Source organism: Rhizobium sp. BK456 (assembly GCF_014194045.1).
GTDB lineage: Bacteria > Pseudomonadota > Alphaproteobacteria > Rhizobiales > Rhizobiaceae > Rhizobium > Rhizobium redzepovicii.
Window position 1 is genome coordinate 395,998 of the sequence record NZ_JACIAO010000004.1, and the last position, 16,232, is coordinate 412,229.

General features: G+C 60.7%; 14 protein-coding genes. 2 read left to right on the top strand and 12 right to left on the bottom strand.

Annotated features, from left to right (window positions below):
* The first annotated feature begins 78 nt into the window (after positions 1-78).
* Positions 79-2,541, top strand: coding sequence for a beta-glucosidase (locus tag FHX03_RS14645; protein WP_183854233.1), 2,463 nt, complete (start codon positions 79-81; stop codon positions 2,539-2,541).
* A gap of 32 nt (positions 2,542-2,573) precedes the next feature.
* Here FHX03_RS14645 and FHX03_RS14650 read toward each other — a convergent pair whose 3' ends face one another.
* From FHX03_RS14650 to FHX03_RS14690, 9 genes are all read right to left on the bottom strand, one after another.
* On the bottom strand, positions 2,574-3,110 hold the full coding sequence (locus FHX03_RS14650) for an OmpA family protein (protein ID WP_183854235.1): 537 nt from the start codon (positions 3,108-3,110) through the stop codon (positions 2,574-2,576).
* Between the two features lie 13 nt (positions 3,111-3,123).
* On the bottom strand, positions 3,124-3,798 hold the full coding sequence (locus tag FHX03_RS14655; protein WP_183854237.1) for a L,D-transpeptidase: 675 nt from the start codon (positions 3,796-3,798) through the stop codon (positions 3,124-3,126).
* Between the two features lie 264 nt (positions 3,799-4,062).
* On the bottom strand, positions 4,063-5,067 hold the full coding sequence (locus tag FHX03_RS14660; RefSeq protein ID WP_183854239.1) for an ABC transporter ATP-binding protein: 1,005 nt from the start codon (positions 5,065-5,067) through the stop codon (positions 4,063-4,065).
* Positions 5,067-6,044, bottom strand: coding sequence for an ABC transporter ATP-binding protein (locus FHX03_RS14665; protein WP_183854241.1), 978 nt, complete (start codon positions 6,042-6,044; stop codon positions 5,067-5,069). The genes FHX03_RS14660 and FHX03_RS14665 overlap by 1 nt, the downstream gene beginning before the upstream one ends.
* Positions 6,041-6,955 (bottom strand): ABC transporter permease, encoded by a 915-nt coding sequence (locus FHX03_RS14670; RefSeq protein WP_183854243.1) that lies wholly within the window; start codon positions 6,953-6,955, stop codon positions 6,041-6,043. The genes FHX03_RS14665 and FHX03_RS14670 overlap by 4 nt, the downstream gene beginning before the upstream one ends.
* A 4-nt stretch (positions 6,956-6,959) precedes the next feature.
* Complete coding sequence (locus FHX03_RS14675; RefSeq protein ID WP_183854245.1) at positions 6,960-7,934, bottom strand: ABC transporter permease; 975 nt, start codon at positions 7,932-7,934, stop codon at positions 6,960-6,962.
* 67 nt (positions 7,935-8,001) lie between these two features.
* Positions 8,002-9,612 carry a gamma-glutamyltransferase gene (ggt, locus tag FHX03_RS14680; RefSeq protein WP_183854247.1) on the bottom strand — a complete coding sequence of 537 codons (1,611 nt, stop codon included), beginning with the start codon at positions 9,610-9,612 and terminating at the stop codon, positions 8,002-8,004.
* Positions 9,609-10,463 (bottom strand): alpha/beta hydrolase, encoded by an 855-nt coding sequence (locus FHX03_RS14685; protein ID WP_183854249.1) that lies wholly within the window; start codon positions 10,461-10,463, stop codon positions 9,609-9,611. Before FHX03_RS14685 ends, ggt begins: the two co-directional genes overlap by 4 nt.
* A gap of 147 nt (positions 10,464-10,610) precedes the next feature.
* Entirely contained in the window at positions 10,611-12,185 is a 1,575-nt protein-coding gene (locus FHX03_RS14690) for an ABC transporter substrate-binding protein (protein ID WP_183854251.1), read from the bottom strand.
* A 193-nt stretch (positions 12,186-12,378) separates the two neighbouring features.
* Here FHX03_RS14690 and FHX03_RS14695 point away from each other — a divergent pair, with 193 nt between their 5' ends.
* On the top strand, positions 12,379-13,143 hold the full coding sequence (locus tag FHX03_RS14695; protein WP_183854253.1) for an IclR family transcriptional regulator: 765 nt from the start codon (positions 12,379-12,381) through the stop codon (positions 13,141-13,143).
* A gap of 47 nt (positions 13,144-13,190) precedes the next feature.
* Here the strand turns inward: FHX03_RS14695 and FHX03_RS14700 are convergent, their stop codons facing one another.
* The 3 genes from FHX03_RS14700 to FHX03_RS14710 form a co-directional block, all read right to left on the bottom strand.
* Positions 13,191-14,126, bottom strand: coding sequence for a dihydrodipicolinate synthase family protein (locus FHX03_RS14700; protein ID WP_183854255.1), 936 nt, complete (start codon positions 14,124-14,126; stop codon positions 13,191-13,193).
* Positions 14,127-14,261: 135 nt separating this feature from the next.
* A complete protein-coding gene (locus FHX03_RS14705) occupies positions 14,262-15,215 on the bottom strand; it encodes an ABC transporter ATP-binding protein (RefSeq protein WP_183854257.1) in 954 nt (317 codons plus the stop codon).
* Positions 15,216-16,232: an ABC transporter ATP-binding protein gene (locus FHX03_RS14710; RefSeq protein WP_183854259.1), complete on the bottom strand. Its 1,017-nt coding sequence runs from the start codon at positions 16,230-16,232 to the stop codon at positions 15,216-15,218.

Genomic DNA, 16,232 nt, shown 5'->3' on the forward strand with positions numbered 1-16,232 from the left:
TTACATCAGGCTTGCGCGATTGACATCTTAAAAATACCGAGTAATCGGTAGGTTTAAGAATTTCCTTGGGAGGTTTGCATGATCGATTCCATTCTCGACCAGATGACGCTCGAGGAGCAGGTCTCCCTGTTATCCGGCGCCGATTTTTGGACGACCGTTCCGGTCGAGCGCCTCGGCGTGCCGAAGATCAAGGTGACGGACGGGCCGAACGGCGCGCGCGGCGCCGGCTCGCTGGTCGCAGGCGTCAAGGCGACGTGCTTTCCCGTCGGCATCGCGCTTGGCGCCAGCTGGAATCCCGAACTCGTCTCGCAGATGGGCGCAGCCCTTGCGCGCCAGGCAAAGAGCAAGGGTGCCGCGGTGTTGCTCGCGCCCACGGTGAATATCCATCGTTCCGGCCTCAACGGCCGCAATTTCGAATGTTATGCCGAAGATCCGATGCTGACCGCCGAATTGGCCGTCGCCTATATCGCCGGCGTGCAGGGCGAGGGGATCGCGGCGACGATCAAGCATTTCGCCGGCAACGAATCCGAGATCGAGCGGCAGACCATGTCTTCCGATATCGATGAGCGGTCGCTGCGCGAAATTTACCTGCCGCCCTTCGAACAGGCCGTGCGCCGCGCCGGCGTGATGGCGGTCATGTCCTCCTATAACCGCCTCAACGGCACCTATACGAGCGAGCATCACTGGCTGCTGACGAAGGTGCTGCGCCAGGAGTGGGATTTCCAAGGTATCGTCATGTCCGACTGGTTCGGCTCGCATTCGACCGCCGAGACGATCATTGCCGGTCTCGATCTCGAAATGCCGGGTCCGGCGCGCGACCGCGGCGAGAAATTGGTTGCCGCCGTGCGCGAGGGCAAGGTCGAAGCCGAAAACGTGCGGGCGGCGGCGCGGCGCGTGCTGCTTCTGCTCGAGCGGGTCGGCGCTTTCAAGAGCAAGCCAGATCTGACGGAGCGAGCAATCGACCTGCCCGAGGATCGGGCGCTCATCCGGCGCCTCGGCGCCGAGGGCGCAGTTCTCCTCAAGAACGACGGCATCCTGCCGCTTGCCAAGACCTCGCTCGACCGCATCGCCGTGATCGGCCCCAATGCGGCAAGCGCACGCGTCATGGGCGGCGGCAGCGCACAGATCGCGGCGCATTATACGGTCAGCCCGCTCGAAGGTATTCGCGCCGCCCTTTCCAATGCCAACAGCATCAGCCACGCGGTCGGCTGCCGCCACAATCGCCTGATAGACGTGTTCAAGGGCAAGATCACCGTCGAATATTTCAAGGGCCGCGGCTGCAAGGGCGAGCCGCTGCATGTCGAGATCGTCGACAAGGGCGAATTCTTCTGGTTCGAGCTGCCGTCGGGCGAACTCGACCCTGCCGATTTCTCGACCCGGATGACCATGCAATTCGTGCCGGAGGAAAGTGGCGATCATGTCTTCGGCATGACCAATGCCGGCCTGGCGCGGCTCTTCGTCGATGGTGCACTGATGGTCGACGGCCATGAGGGCTGGACGCGCGGCGAAAACTATTTCGGCACAGCCAATGACGAGCAGCGCGGCAGCGTGGCGCTCGAAGCCGGCCGGGCCTATGCTGTCACCGTCGAATATGAGCCGTCCATCGCGAGCGGGGAGGGCATCAATCTTATCGCCGTCCGTTTCGGTGTGGAAAAACCGCTCGGCGAGGCCGATATCGAGGCAGCCGTCGAGACGGCCCGCAATGCCGATTTGGCGCTTCTCTTCGTCGGCCGCGACGGCGAATGGGATACGGAAGGTCTTGATCTGCCCGATATGCGGCTTCCGGGCCGGCAGGAGGAACTGATCGAGCGGGTGGCCGCCGCCAATGCCAACACCGTCGTCGTGCTGCAGACCGGCGGCCCGGTGGAAATGCCCTGGCTCGGCAAGGTCCGCGCCGTGCTGCAGATCTGGTATCCGGGGCAGGAGTTGGGCAATGCCGTCGCCGACGTGTTGTTCGGCGATGTCGAGCCCGGCGGGCGCCTGCCGCAGACCTTCCCGAAGGCGCTAATCGACAATTCCGCCATTACAGGCGATCCCGCCGTCTATCCCGGCAAGGATGGGCATGTGCGTTATGCCGAAGGCGTTTTCGTCGGCTACCGTCATCACGATACACATGCCGTCGAGCCGCTCTTCCCCTTCGGTTTCGGCCTTGGCTATACCCGCTTCAGCTGGGGTGCACCGCGGCTGTCGGCCGCCGAAATGGGCGCCGAAGGCGTGACCGTCAGTCTCGACCTGATCAATACCGGCGACCGGGCGGGATCCGAACTGGTGCAGCTCTATGTGCGTTCGCCGAAGACCAAGGTGAAGCGGCCGGACAAGGAGCTGCGCGCCTTCGCAAAACTTTCGCTGCAGCCTGGCGAGACTGGCACGGCGTTGCTGAAGATCCTGCCGCGCGATCTCGCCTATTTCGACGTCGAGGCTGGCGCCTTCCGCGCCGAACCCGGTGACTATCAGCTGATCGTGGCGGCGAATGCTGCGGATATCAGGTTCGTCGTCGAGCTGTCGTCCCCATCCAGCTACGTGCTGCTGCCGTCTCACTGACGGCGGGCGACGAGGCCGCTGCTGACCTGCAATCAGACCGCGTCGGGCTGGCTGCGGAGATTGGTGACAACGCGTCGGTTCTGTACCTTGCAGGAGCGCTCCGTGCAGTCGCGGACTTCGCGATCGTTGCCGTAGCCCTTGGCCCACATGCGCTTCGGATCGACGCCCTTCGAGGCAAGATAGGCCATCGCCGCGTCGGCGCGCTTCTGCGACAGCGTCTCCATCTTCGAAGCGGAACCGGAATCGTCGGCAAATCCCTGCAGCTTGAGCAGCCAGGTCGGGTTCCTGTTGAGCCAGGCGGCCTGGTTGTCCAAGGTTGCCATAGCGACGGAATCGAGCACGGCCGAGTCCTGCTTGAAGTAGATCCGCCGGCCGACAGTGAGGATAAAATCCTCTTCGCTGCCGGCTGCGACGTTTTCGAAACCGGGCGCCGGATCGTTGGTCTGGCCGGTCATCGGCGCTGCAGTGGGTTCTTCCAGGGAGGCGATCTTCGTGGTGGAGCAGGCGGCAAGTGCGAGGAGCATGGCCGCGGCGAGAAGGCGGCTCGTATATCCGGTCGTAGCAGACATCAGGTGATATTCCTTATTCGACCGGGGTTGTTTGGCTGACCTGCGTGGTGCTTTCGGCCTGGTCGGCAATATGCGGCAGAACTTGGACGGCCGTGCCGATCGGGCAACGCTGGTAAAGGTCGATGGCGTCTTCGTTGAACATGCGGATACAGCCGCTGGAGGCATCCTTGCCGATGCTCCAGGGCTCGAGCGTGCCATGGAAGCGATAGCCGGTGTCGACGCCATCGCGATGCAGATACATGGCGCGGGGGCCGAGCGGGTTCTTCGGTGAACCACCTGCGACGAATTCGGGCAGTTCGGGATGGCGCTTGCGCATCTCCGGCGGCGGCGTCCAGCGCGGCCAAAGCGACTTGGCGTCGATCGTGGCGCGGCCGAACCATTTAAAACCCTCGCGGCCGACGCCGACTCCGTAGCGAATGGCGGTTTTGTTCTCCATGATCACGTAGAGAAAATGGTGCCTTGTATCGACGACGACGGTGCCGATCGGCTCGCTGCTGAAATATTTGACGACCTGACGGTGCCATTTCTTGTCGATCTTGGCGAAGTTGGTCCCTCGGAACGTCACGCCATTGTCGACGATGGTGCCATCAAAATAGGACGAGGCTGCGGCGAATGCCGGTCTGCCGACCGCACCGGCGCCAAGTAACGCCAAACCACCAAGCAAAATTTCCCTGCGGGTCCCCGGCATCGGCAATATCCCCCTTAAAGCCAAGCAGCGGAGTATCAGTAAATCAGATTTTTCATTTGCGACAACAGAAAATTGTTCTCCTTCTTAAAGACCCGGATCGAGTTGCGGTCTTCTGGATATATTTGCTTCAACGGTTACTTGGGAGGAGAACGCTACACCCTGCAAACTCGCGACCACTTGAACGGATGGATCCTTGTCAGCAGTCCTGATGCCATGCGGTCGACCACGCGCGCGGCTCCAGGAGCGAGTCCCGTTGGTTGGGGGTTATGCATCGTTGAGATGGCAAGCCGACAGGTGCCGCGGTGCAATTTCCTTTTTCACCGGCACTTCCAGACGGCAGCGATCCATCGCAAACGGGCATCTCGGATGGAAGTGACAGCCTTCCGGCGGGTTTATCGGGCTGGGGAGTTCGCCATCGACGGGCTTGAACTGTCGCTTGCCGGGTTCGATGCGCGGCACCTCGGCCAAGAGCGCTTTCGTGTAAGGATGATTGGGCCGCCTGAAAACCTCCTCGACGGGCGCCTCTTCGACGATGCGGCCGAGATACATGATCGCAACCCGGTCGGAAATATGTTCCACAACGCCGAGATCATGACTGACGAACAAATAGGTCAGGTCAAGCTTGTCACGAAGTTCCATGAACAGGTTGATGACCTGAGCCTGGATGGAAACGTCGAGCGCTGCAACGCTTTCGTCACAGACGAGGAATTTCGGCTGCACGGCGAGCGCGCGCGCAATATTGACGCGCTGCCGCTGGCCACCGGAAAACTGGTGCGGGTATCGCTTTTTCATGGCCGGGTCGAAACCGGCCAGCATCAAATATCTGTCGACATAGGCGTCGCGCTCCGCCGAGCGGGCAAGCCCATGCGTTCGAGGCGCCTCCCAGATAAGCTCCTCGACGGTCATGCGCGGATTGAGAGCCGCCATCGGGTTCTGGAAAATCATCTGGCTGGCGAGACCGAACTGATGCTGCTCGCCTTTCGACATGGCGCTTCGATCCATCCCCTTCCAGAGAATGTGACCCTGGCTCGGCGAGGTGATCCCTCCAATGGTGCGGCCGAGCGTCGACTTCCCGCAGCCGCTTTCACCGACAAGGCCGACAACCTCTCCGGGCCGAACGCTGAGGCTGACGTTGTCAAGCGCGTGAACGACAGGCGCGGGTTTGGCCAGCTTGAGCTTGAGCGCGATCTTGGCGGCGAGGTCCGGTTTGGCTCCGAAGCGCTGCGACACGTTCCTCGCTTCGATCAGGGGCGTGGCGATCGCCGTCATCATGCTATCTCTTTCGTAACGGGATGAATGCAGCGGAAAGAGCGGTCGCCTTCCGGCATGAGCGCCGGCATGACCAGACAGCCGTCGGTTGCTCGATCACAGCGCGTACGAAAACTGCATCCCTGCGGGAGGCGGTTGATGGCAGGTGTCATGCCGCGGATCTGGTGAAGGGGCTCTCCGCGTCTGTTTTGCGAAGGCACCGACGCGATCAGACCGGCAGTGTAGGGATGGTGAGGATCAGTCAGAACCTTGCCCACCGGTCCGGTCTCGACGAGGCGGCCGGCATACATGACGGCGATCTCGTCGGCCAATCTTGAAACGATCGCCAGATCGTGGGTGATCCAGATCACCGCCGTATTTCCCTCTTCGGTGAGTTTCTGGAATTCGGAAATGATCTGGCTCTGGATCGTCACATCAAGCGCCGTTGTCGGTTCATCGGCGATGATAAGGTCCGGCTTGTGAAGAAGCGCGATGGCAATCGCCACGCGCTGGCGCATTCCGCCGGAAAATTGATGCGGATAGGCGGCAAGCCTCTCTTCAGGGCTTGGTATTCCGACCTGCGCCAAAGCATCCCGCGCCCGCTGCCGGGCGGCATCCTTCGGGACTCGCTCGTGTGCCTGAACGGCTTCCACCATCTGCGTCCCGACCGTCAGGACCGGGTTGAGCGTCATCGTCGGATCCTGGAATACCATGGCGATCCGCTTGCCGCGCAGCTGCCGCATCTCTTCGTCCGAATATTTCGCGATGTCGGCGCCATCGAAGATGATCCGGCCGCCGGCAACCCGGCCGGGTTTATCGAGGAGCCGCATGATCGAGAAGCCGGTCACCGACTTTCCGGATCCGGATTCTCCCACGAGACCCAGGACCTTGCCGCGTTCAACCGTGAACGACACATCATTGACGGCGCAAAGGCTGGGGCGTCCCCTGCCGCCGCCGAATTCGGTGACAAGATTACTCACTTGCAGCAATGGGATCATGACATGTTCCTCGGGTTGAGCACATCGCGCAGCCGGTCACCGACGAGATTGATCGCCGCGATCGTGACCAGAAGGGCAATGCCGGGAAAGAAGCTGATCCAGTAGAGGCCCGTCAGAAGATACTGGTAGCCCGTCGAGATCAGCATGCCGAGCGAGGGTTCGGTCACAGATGCACCGAGACCGAGGAAGGACAAGGTTGCTTCGAGACCGATTGCCCGGGCGATCTGCATCGTGGCGATGACGATGACCGGCGCAAGACAGTTCGGTAGTAGGTGCCTGAAGAGGATGCGCCATCCGGGCAGGCGCAGCATCCGGGCCGCCTCGATATATTCCTTCTCGCGCTCGACCAGAGCGGTGCCGCGGACGGTTCGGGCATAGGTCGCCCACTCGGCAATGATGAGTGCGATCACGACATTCGGCACGCCCTTGCCAAGCACGGCAAGCATCATGAGCGCCATCAATATTGTGGGAAACGACAGTTGCAGGTCGACGAGCCGCATCATCGCGGTTTCCGTGCGCCCTCCCATGTAAGCAGCGAACAGGCCGGCTGAGGTTCCGATGATGGCAGCGGCGAACGCCGACAGAACGCCCACCAGCAAAGAGGTGCGCAGCCCATAGAGGATGCCGGACAGGATATCGCGGCCCTGGCTGTCGGTACCGAGGTGATAGACGAGCCCGGTCATGGATTCGGACCCCGGCGGCAGTCGTCCATCCATGATGTCGAGCTGCATCAAATCATAGGGATTTTGCGGAGAGATCCATGGCGCAAACAGCGCCAGGCAACAGATGATCAGCAGCGTGAGGAAGGCGATCGCGGCTGCCGGAGAGCTGAAGAAATCCGCGATCCCCTTCGACAGACGACTGGGTTCGGGCGTTGGAGCGCTTGTGTCTTGCGTATGTGGTTCGGCCATGGGGTCAAGCCTTTCCTTCCAGCCGGACCCGCGGATCCAGAAGGGTATAACAGATGTCGATGATGAAATTGAGGACGACGAAGAGCAGCACCATCATCATCAGGTAGGCAACGATGACGGGGCGATCGAGAAGGTTGATCGAGTCGATGATCAACTTGCCCATGCCCGGCCACGCAAAGATGCTTTCGGTGACGACCGAAAAGGCGATGAGTGACCCGAACTCGAGACCGATAATCGTCACCACCGGGATCATCAGGTTCTTCAGAACGTGCACGGAAATGATCCGCCGCTCTCGCAATCCCTTGGCGCGGGCAAACTTCACATAGTCCTGGGGGAGGACCTCCTGCACGCCGGCACGGGTCAGCCGAAGAATGAGCGACGTCTTGAACAGAGCCAGGTTGAAGGCCGGCAATAAAAGGTGCCGGATGCCGTCTGCCGTCAGAAACGACCATTGTGCGCCGAGCAGTTCCTGCGTCGGGCCGCGGCCATTCGTCGGCAACCAGCCGAGCTCGACGGAAAACACCATGATCAGCATCAGACCGACCCAGAAGGTCGGAAGCGAGAAGCCCAGAATCGAGCCGCTCATGATCAGCTTGGAGGAGATCCGATTGGGGTAGAGCCCTGCATACAGCCCAAGCGGCAAGCCGAACAGCAGTGCAATGACAAGAGCCGTGATCGCCAGTTCGAGCGTCGCCGGGAGACGTTCGAGGATCAGACCCAGCGCCGGCCGCCCATAAACGAAGCTGTTGCCGAAGTCCCCGTGCAGAAGCCCTTGGAGAAACAGCAGATACTGTTTCCACAGCGGCTGATCCAGACCGTAATGCGCAATGACGAGTGCCCGCTCCGCCTGATTGGCGTCCGGGTTGATGAGGATGTCGACCGGGTTGCCGATCACATTGACGCCGATAAAGACAATGATCGTCATCGCGACAATGACGAACAGCGCCTGTATCAACCGCCTGATAATGGATGTGACCATTGAACCTCTCCCTACAGCGCAGCGCGTCTTTTCGAGAGCCGCAAAGGACGCTGTAACATTTTTGAATTTAGGCGACAGAGATCGCCATCCCGTCGCGCTGCGGATCGGCCGCGCCTTTCGAGATGCCGCCGTCAATCTTGATCGCGTGGACTGCGGCGAACGCATATGTCTGCGGCGACCGCGCCACCTGATAGCCTTGCGCCCGCAGTTCGTCTTCGACAGAGTGTCGAATGCGATTGCAGATGTCGATCGTGTTTGACACCCCTACGATCCTCGGCGCCGAGACGGCTTCGAGCACCGACATGTCGAAATCGATCATGTTCATCAGGCATTGCGCAACGGCGGGCGCGATATAGCTGCCGCCTGGCGCTCCGATGACGATGCTGGGCTCATCGCCCTTGAAGACGATCGTCGGTGCCGCCGAGCTGGGACGCCGCTTGCCGGGCGCGATGGAGCCGGGCTTGCCCGGAAGCGGATTAAAGCGGCTCATCGTGCCATTGTACATGAAGCCGAGGCCGTCAGTGATCGCGCCCGAGGGACTGCCGAGGGTGTGGGTCATCGCGACGGCATTGCCGTCCTTGTCGATCACCGAGATATGCGTGGTGTCGCGCTGCGACCTATCAAGACGCGAAACACTGGCGATCTCGCGGGCCTTGATCGCGCTGGCATGCGCCTTTGCATGTTCTTTCGACAGCAGCTTCTCATAGGGCACGTCGACATAGACTGGATCGCCCATATGCGCGTCCTTGTCGATCGTCATCCGCTTCATGGCTTCGAACAGGATGCGGACATGATCGGCGCTGCCATGCTGCAGCGAGCCGACGTCGAACTGCTCCATGATATGCAGGAGTTCCAGCATCGGGAAGCCTGAGCCTGGCGGAGGTGAGGTGGCGATGCGGTTGTCGCGGTAGTCGCCCCAAACCGGCTCTACCTTCGACAATTCGTAACGCGCCAGATCCTCCCGATCGATCAAGCCGCCATTTGCCTTGAAATCGTTGGCGATCTGCTCGGCCAGTTCGCCATGATAGAAGATGTCCGAGCCGCCGCTTCGCGCGATGCGTTCGAGGGTCTCTGCCATGTCCTTGTTGACGAGCAGGTCGCCGACATTCTTGAGCGTGCCGTCGTCGTGGAAATAGACTTTCCGGCCGGTTGCAGAAAAGCGCAGCTTGTCGAGCGTGTTGGCAAAACCGTCGTTCGACTGGTCCTTGGCCCAATACCAGTGCATGTGGTTTCGGATCATGAAACCGTCACGGGCAAGTCGGATAGCCGGCTTGATGAGATCGGCCCAATCGAAGGTGCCGTAGTCGCGCAGCGCGGTCTCATAGCCCTTGAGCGAGCCGGGGGTGCAGACGGCAAGATAGCCGATATCGGAAATATTGCCTTCAAGCACATAGCCGAAACCGTCGCGGCTCTGGTGCTTGATCTTGTCGAGCCACATGTCCGGCGCGGCCTTCAACGGCGCGCGCGCATAAAATTCGAGGACCTCGTGCACGCCCTTTTTCGGCATGTAGACATGCATGGAGCCGAAGCCGCCGATGCCAGCCATCTGCGGGTCGACCACACCTTGGACGAAGGCACAGGCGAGTGCTGCGTCGATGGCATTGCCGCCGCGTTCGAGAACTTCCGCACCGGCTTCGACTGCCTCCGGCTGAGGCGCTACGATCGTTGCATTTCTCATTTCGCGCGACGCTCCTCGAGCACCTTTGCCAGGAAGGCTTTGACGTGGCCGAGAACTTTCATCCGGTCGTGAGAGACGCCTGGAACACGATCGAACGTCACATCGACACCCGCTTCGCGGAATGAACTCGCCAGGGCGGCGAGGCGCTCCGGCCGCGTCTTGCCGGCGTCGTTGGCGCCATCCATGTAGTATTTGCCGCCCGGCTTGTGGGTGATTTCCCAGGTCTCCAGATCGGCATCGCCGACGATCATATGCACCGGAACCTTGGCGAGATCTTCGAGCCGGAAGGACTTGCCGAAGCGCGCCTCCAGATCCCGAATGCCGACCCACCAGTCACGCGTCGGATCCAGAAGGGTGACGGAACCAGGTGCGCCGATGGATGCCGCCCAGAGCTTTTCCGGATGCAGGATTGCGAAACGGTGCACGAAATGCCCGCCGCCGGAGAAGCCGAACATGGCGAATTTTGACCAGTCCTGGCGGTATTTGTCGGCCATCTCCTCAACCATGGCGAGGACGACTTGATCGTAGCGGATGTCACCTTCCTCAAGGAACTTGTAGCCGGAACGCGCACCGTCACCGAGAACGCCGACCGGGAATATCGGGCAAAGGATGGCACAGTCGTTGTAGAGCCCGAATTCGGCAAAACCGTCGCGGAAGTCGATGGCCGACGTGCGCCCGGTGCCATGGACCGCGACCAGGAGGTCGAGCTTGCGGCCGTCTGCCGCCGTCGGTGGCACATAAAGCACCATATGGAGGCGGGGATCGGCCTGAGAGGCGAAGATGGCCGTCTGGCCATAGTCATAGATGGCCTTCGCCCGGGCGACGGCTTCGCCCGTTCCAAGTTCCTGCATGAATGACTCCTGGGAGATGAAGAAAGGGACGGCCTTGGTGCGACCCCATGCTGCTGTTTTAAACCGCGTCGCATCGAATGGATCGACGCGACGCACTTCAAATCTTTATTTGTCCCAAAACTGCGGCACGCTTTTGGACGGCATGCATTAGTCCGCCGGCTTCACGTCGTAAGCAAGCGTATATTTGTCGCCGCGCGGGGTGTAGGACACGGTCTTCTTTGCGCCCAGCACGACGTTTTCGTAGTGCATCGGCAGGAGCCAGAGGTTGTTGAAGGTCTCGGTCGACAGTTCCTCGAGAAGGGGCGCGCGTTGGGCTTCATCGAGCGTCGAACTGGCCTTGGCCAGCACCTCGTCGATCTTCGGATCGGACACGCCGCCGCCATTATATCTGCCGGTCCCTTTTTTCTCGTCGCGCGTGGCGACCAGCGCAACAGTCGGATTGGTGGTTTCGCCGGTGTTCACACCCCAGGAGCCGAAATAGGTGCTGTAGGTACCTTTTGAATAGGCTTCCGAATACATCGACCAGGGCAGCACCTCGACTTTCGATTTGATGCCGATGCGCGTGAACATCTGGCCGACCGCCTGCAGAACTTCGGCGTCCTTGACGTAACGGCCAGAGGGGCCATGCAGGGTCAGGCTGAAGCCATCGGGATAACCGGCCTCGGCCAGAAGCGCCTTGGCGGCGGCGGGATCATAACCCACCTTCTCGACTTTTTCGGAATAGCCCGCATAGCCTTGGGCGACGAACTGGTCGGCCACCGTGCCGTTCTTCTGCATGACGCGGTCGACGATTGCCGGCCGGTTGATCGACATCAGCATTGCGCGACGCACCCGTTCATCCTTGAGCGGGTTCTTGTCGAGATCGGAGCCATCCGCAGCCTTCACGAAAGGCGAAACATCGCGGCTGACATCGAGGCCAAGATAAACGAAGCGGGAAGACAGGCCGTTGATGACTTGCAGATTATCGCTCGCTTCCACGCGTGCCATTCCATCGGCAGGAAGGGTTTCGACAATGTCGATCTCGTTGGAAAGAAGCGATGCCAGACGGGCGCCGTCATCGGGCAGGAAGCGCAGCGTGACGTTCGACCAGTGCGAGGGGCCAGCGAAATAGCTGTCATTGCGCTTCAAGGTCAGGTTGCTGCCTGGCGAATAGGAGACGAAGGAATAGGCCCCGGTTCCGATTGCACACTTGCCGTTGTCGAAATCCTGGACTGGCGCCTCCTTGCAATCGGCGCTGATAATGCGAATTCGGCTGACGGAATTCAGCAGGATCGGATCCGGAACCTTTGTCTCGACGACGATGGTATAGGGATCCGTTGCCGTGACATTGACAATATTGCGGGTGTAGGAAGCAAAGCTCTGGCTGGGCTTGTCGCGGGCACGCAGAAGCGAAGCAATGACGTCATCGGCGTTGAACTCGCTGCCGTCATGGAATTTCACGCCCTTCCGCAGCTTGAATTCCCAGTGGGTGGGGTCGACGACCTTCCATTCGGTGGCGAGTTCCGGCGCATTTGCCGACGTTCCCGTGAGGTTTATCAGGCTGTCCCAGATATGGCGCGAGGTCGCATTGTTGGGAGCCGAACTGTCTTCATGGGGATCCAGCGTCGTCGGCGTCGTCGACATCCCGATCGTCAGCGGGGTTTCCTGTGCGACGACCATTGCAGGAATAGCAATCGTTCCAAGCAGCCCGATCGCTGCCCGCGTTAATGTTTTTGCGGCCATTTCTTCCATCCCGGTTTAGCGTTTTTAGGCCGACCCTGCTTGGTCGGTACGAGCAGGTTCCCGTCCACTCTTGACACAAATTGGTAAGGGGCGCTCAAGGGGGCTGTCAAACGGAAAACAAGTGCGTTACGATAAGCGTAACCCGAATCTATGCCAATCCTTCGGCTCTGGTCGCGGAGAAAATTCTGGTCCCATGGACAAAAGACAACCATCAAAAAGCAATATCGTGCAATCTGTTGATGTCTGCATCGAGGTATTGCTGAATGTCGCCAAAAACCCAGATATCAGACTGACCGAGGTGGCGCAGAACCTCGGGGAAACCAAGCCGAGAATTTTGCGCATGTTACGCACACTGGAACGGCGCGGCCTGGTGCGGAAGAGCGAGACGGGCACTTACCGGCTGGGGACGACTGCGATCATTCTCGGGACCGCTGCATCGACACAGGTTGATCTGGTGCGAATAGCCAATCCTATCCTTGAAGAAGTCGGCCAGAAGGCGAACGAAACGACCCAGCTCAGGATCATCGACAATGGGGAATCCCTGTGCATCGCAAAGTTCGAACCGATGCGCGACTTGCGGGTGCAGGCGATGATCGGTCGAAGACGGCCGCTCACGGCGGGCTCGTACAAGGTGCTTCTCGCCTATCTTCAGCCCCAGGTGCAGTTGCAAATGATCCCCGAGACTTTACCGCGGCTGACCAAGCGCACGATCACGGATCGTGGCAAGCTGGTTGCTGAATTGGATAAAATCCGCCGCCAGGGATTTTGTGTGAGTTATGGTGAAGTCAGCGAGCAACTCGTCTCCGTCTCGGTGCCGGTTCTGGCATTCGATGGATCCGTGATCGCCGCGGTGAATGTCGGCGCCCCGGCCTTTCGCACGCAAAAAAGCGATGTCGACCGCTTCATCGTTCTGCTGAAGGAGGCCTCCAGCAAGATATCGGCCCGCCTGGGATGGTAGAGCTTTTCGTTCCGCGCCATATCGGAAAGCCCCTTCTTTAAGCAAACTCAGAGGAAAAGGTCGGGAAGTTCGGAGCGGGCGATGTGTCGCAACCTGACCGCTTCTTCCGTGTCTATCGAACGGTAAGGAAAACGCAGACGGGTGCCTACGGGTCCCCAATTGCCGATGCAGCTCAAAAGCTTGTCGAGAGCGGCGTTCGAATAGCCGAATTGCTGGCGAAAGGGGACGATATGGGCGTCCATGAACATGCAGATGCGTCGTTCCAGATCGAGGGCGGCGTCGAGTTCGTTTCGCATCGACACCGTCCAGGCCTGAGCACCGTGAGGACTAAGGCAGGCCACATTGGAAAAGGAGCCGGCAGCGATCGCTTCCTTGATGCCGGTGGCGAGATGATGGCCGGGGACGAAGAGCGAAATCCCGGATAGATGCCGGCGTGCTTCGGCATACCAGGAAGCGTCTCCATCGGCGAGCTTGATGCCGATAAGCTCAGGCACTGCCGCGCAGAGCATGCTCAGCTCTTTTGGCGCCAGCACCCGTTTTGCATGCGGCGGATTGTAGAGGATGAGCGCAATTCCGCCGGCCGCCTCGGCGGCTCGTTTCAGGAAGTCGACCGCCTCGGCATCGGTGAGCGGCCACCAGTCAGGCAATATGACCTGAATGGCGCGGGGATCGAGTACCGCGGCGCGACGGAGGCGATCGAGCATGATCCGTGGGTCGGGCTGGCAGGCGCCGATCACGAATGGCGTGGAGGAAGCCTTGCAGCGTTCGGCCAGCATCGCCTGGATCCTGTCGAATTCCTCCTCCGTCTGATTGTGGAATTCGCCGGCGGTGCCGTTCGAATAGATGCCGTCGACGCCGGCATCGATGAGTATGTCGATCTCTTCGCCGAGCTTATCGAATTCGATGCTGTCGTCGGCTGCGATCGGCAGAAGCAGGCTCGCCCAGTTTCCGCCGATGGCCGGATGCGGCGTCTTCGCATTCATCTGTTTTCCCCCAGAACAGGATGGTTTTAGGCCCGGTTGGTCTAGGATCTGAATCCTGTTCTAAATTAGAGAGTTAGAGCATGATTTCGCCCGAAAACCGCTCACACTTTTCGGCATCATGCTCTAGATGACGGATCAGTTGAGGTCGTCGCGGATGCAGGCCTTGAAATGGCCGGGCGCGATTTCCCGCAATGGCGGAACGGCGGCGGCACAGGCATCGAGCGCACTCGGACAGCGCGTGCGAAAGACGCATCCGCTCGGCGGATCGGCCGGGCTTGGAATATCGCCTTTCAGGATCTGCCTGTCACGGCGGGCATCCGGATCGGGTGAAGGGATCGCCGAGAGAAGCGCGCGCGTATAGGGATGCTGCGGTCTCGCATAGAGATCGGCACTTGCGGCGATCTCCATGATGCGGCCGAGATAGAGCACGATCACCCGGTCGCAAATATATTCGACGACGGCGAGGTCATGCGAGATGAACAGCATGGTAAGCCCAAGCCGCTGCTGCAGCTCGCGCAAGAGGTTGATCACCTGCGCCTGGATCGAGACGTCGAGGGCCGAGACCGGCTCGTCGGCGACGATGAATTCCGGCGACAAGGTCAATGCCCGGGCGATGCCGATGCGCTGGCGCTGGCCGCCGGAAAATTCATGCGCGTAGCGATGGATCGCATCGGCAGGCAGATCGACCTGGGCCAACGCGGCTTGCGCTCGTTCAAGCCTGTCGCGTGTCGATCCGATCCCCTGGATCTTCAGGCCCTCCGTCAGGATCTCGCCGATCGTCATGCGCGGCGACAAACTGGCGAAAGGGTCCTGGAAAACATACTGCATGCGCGGCCGTTGCCGCCTCAACGCCGAGGCGGAAAGTCCGGTGAGCTCCTGCCCGTCGAAGCGGACACTGCCTGAGGAAGGTTCGACCAGCCGAAGGACGGAACGCCCGATCGTGGTCTTTCCGCTGCCGGATTCGCCGACAAGCCCGACGACCTCCCCCTTGCCGATGTCGAAGGAGATGCCCTCAAGAATGTTCAGCCGCGTGCCGCGGGACGTATAATGTTTCGAGAGGTCGCGGACGGAGAGCAGCGGTGCGCTCATCTAGATCTCCTGCCATCTGATGCAGCGGCTGCGGTGTTGCGGATTGACCTGTTCGAGTACCGGAATCGCGGCGCGACAGGCATCGATGGCGAATTTGCAGCGCGGGGAAAAGGCGCAGCCGCTCGGCATGCTCATCAGGCTCGGGACCATGCCGGGAATGGCAGAGAGTTTTTCGCCCGCCTGTTTCATCCGCGATGCGTCGCCGAGGCGCGGCATGGAGGCAAGAAGGCCCATCGTGTAGGGGTGCTTCGGATTGCGGAAAACCTCGCCGACTGGCCCTTCTTCGACAATCCTTCCGGCATACATCACCGCGACGCGATGGGCGATTTCGGCGACCACGCCGAGATTGTGGGTGACGAAGAGCATGGCCATGCCGCGCTCGCGTTGCAGCTTGAGCAGCAGATCGAGGATCTGGGCCTGGATCGTCACGTCGAGCGCCGTGGTCGGCTCATCGGCGATCAGCAGCGCCGGATCGCAGGCAAGTGCCATGGCGATGGTGGCGCGCTGGCGCATGCCGCCCGACAATTCGTGCGGATATTGGCCGGCGCGGCGCCGGGCGTCCGGTATGCCGACGCTTTCAAGCAGCGTAACGGCTGCGTTCAATGCCGCCTTCCGGTTCGCGCCGCGATGGATGCGGATCGGCTCGGCGATCTGGTCGCCGATCGTGAAAACGGGATTGAGGCTCGACATCGGCTCCTGGAACACCATGCCGATCTCGTCGCCCCTGATCCTGCGCATGCTCTCTTCATCAAGCGAAACAAGATCCCGGACCGTGCCGCTTCTCGTCGTCAGGCGGATGCTGCCGGCGGCGATCACACCGATGTTGCGCGTCAGCAGCCGCATGACCGACAGGCTGGTGACGGACTTGCCGGAGCCGGATTCGCCGACGAGCGCCAGCGTCTCGCCGGCGGCGACGGTCAGGTCTATATCATTGACCGCCGCGATCTCGCCGCCGCGGATGCGGAAGATCGTTCGCAATCCCCTGATGTCGAGCAGCGGTTCGGTCGCCTGTTCCAT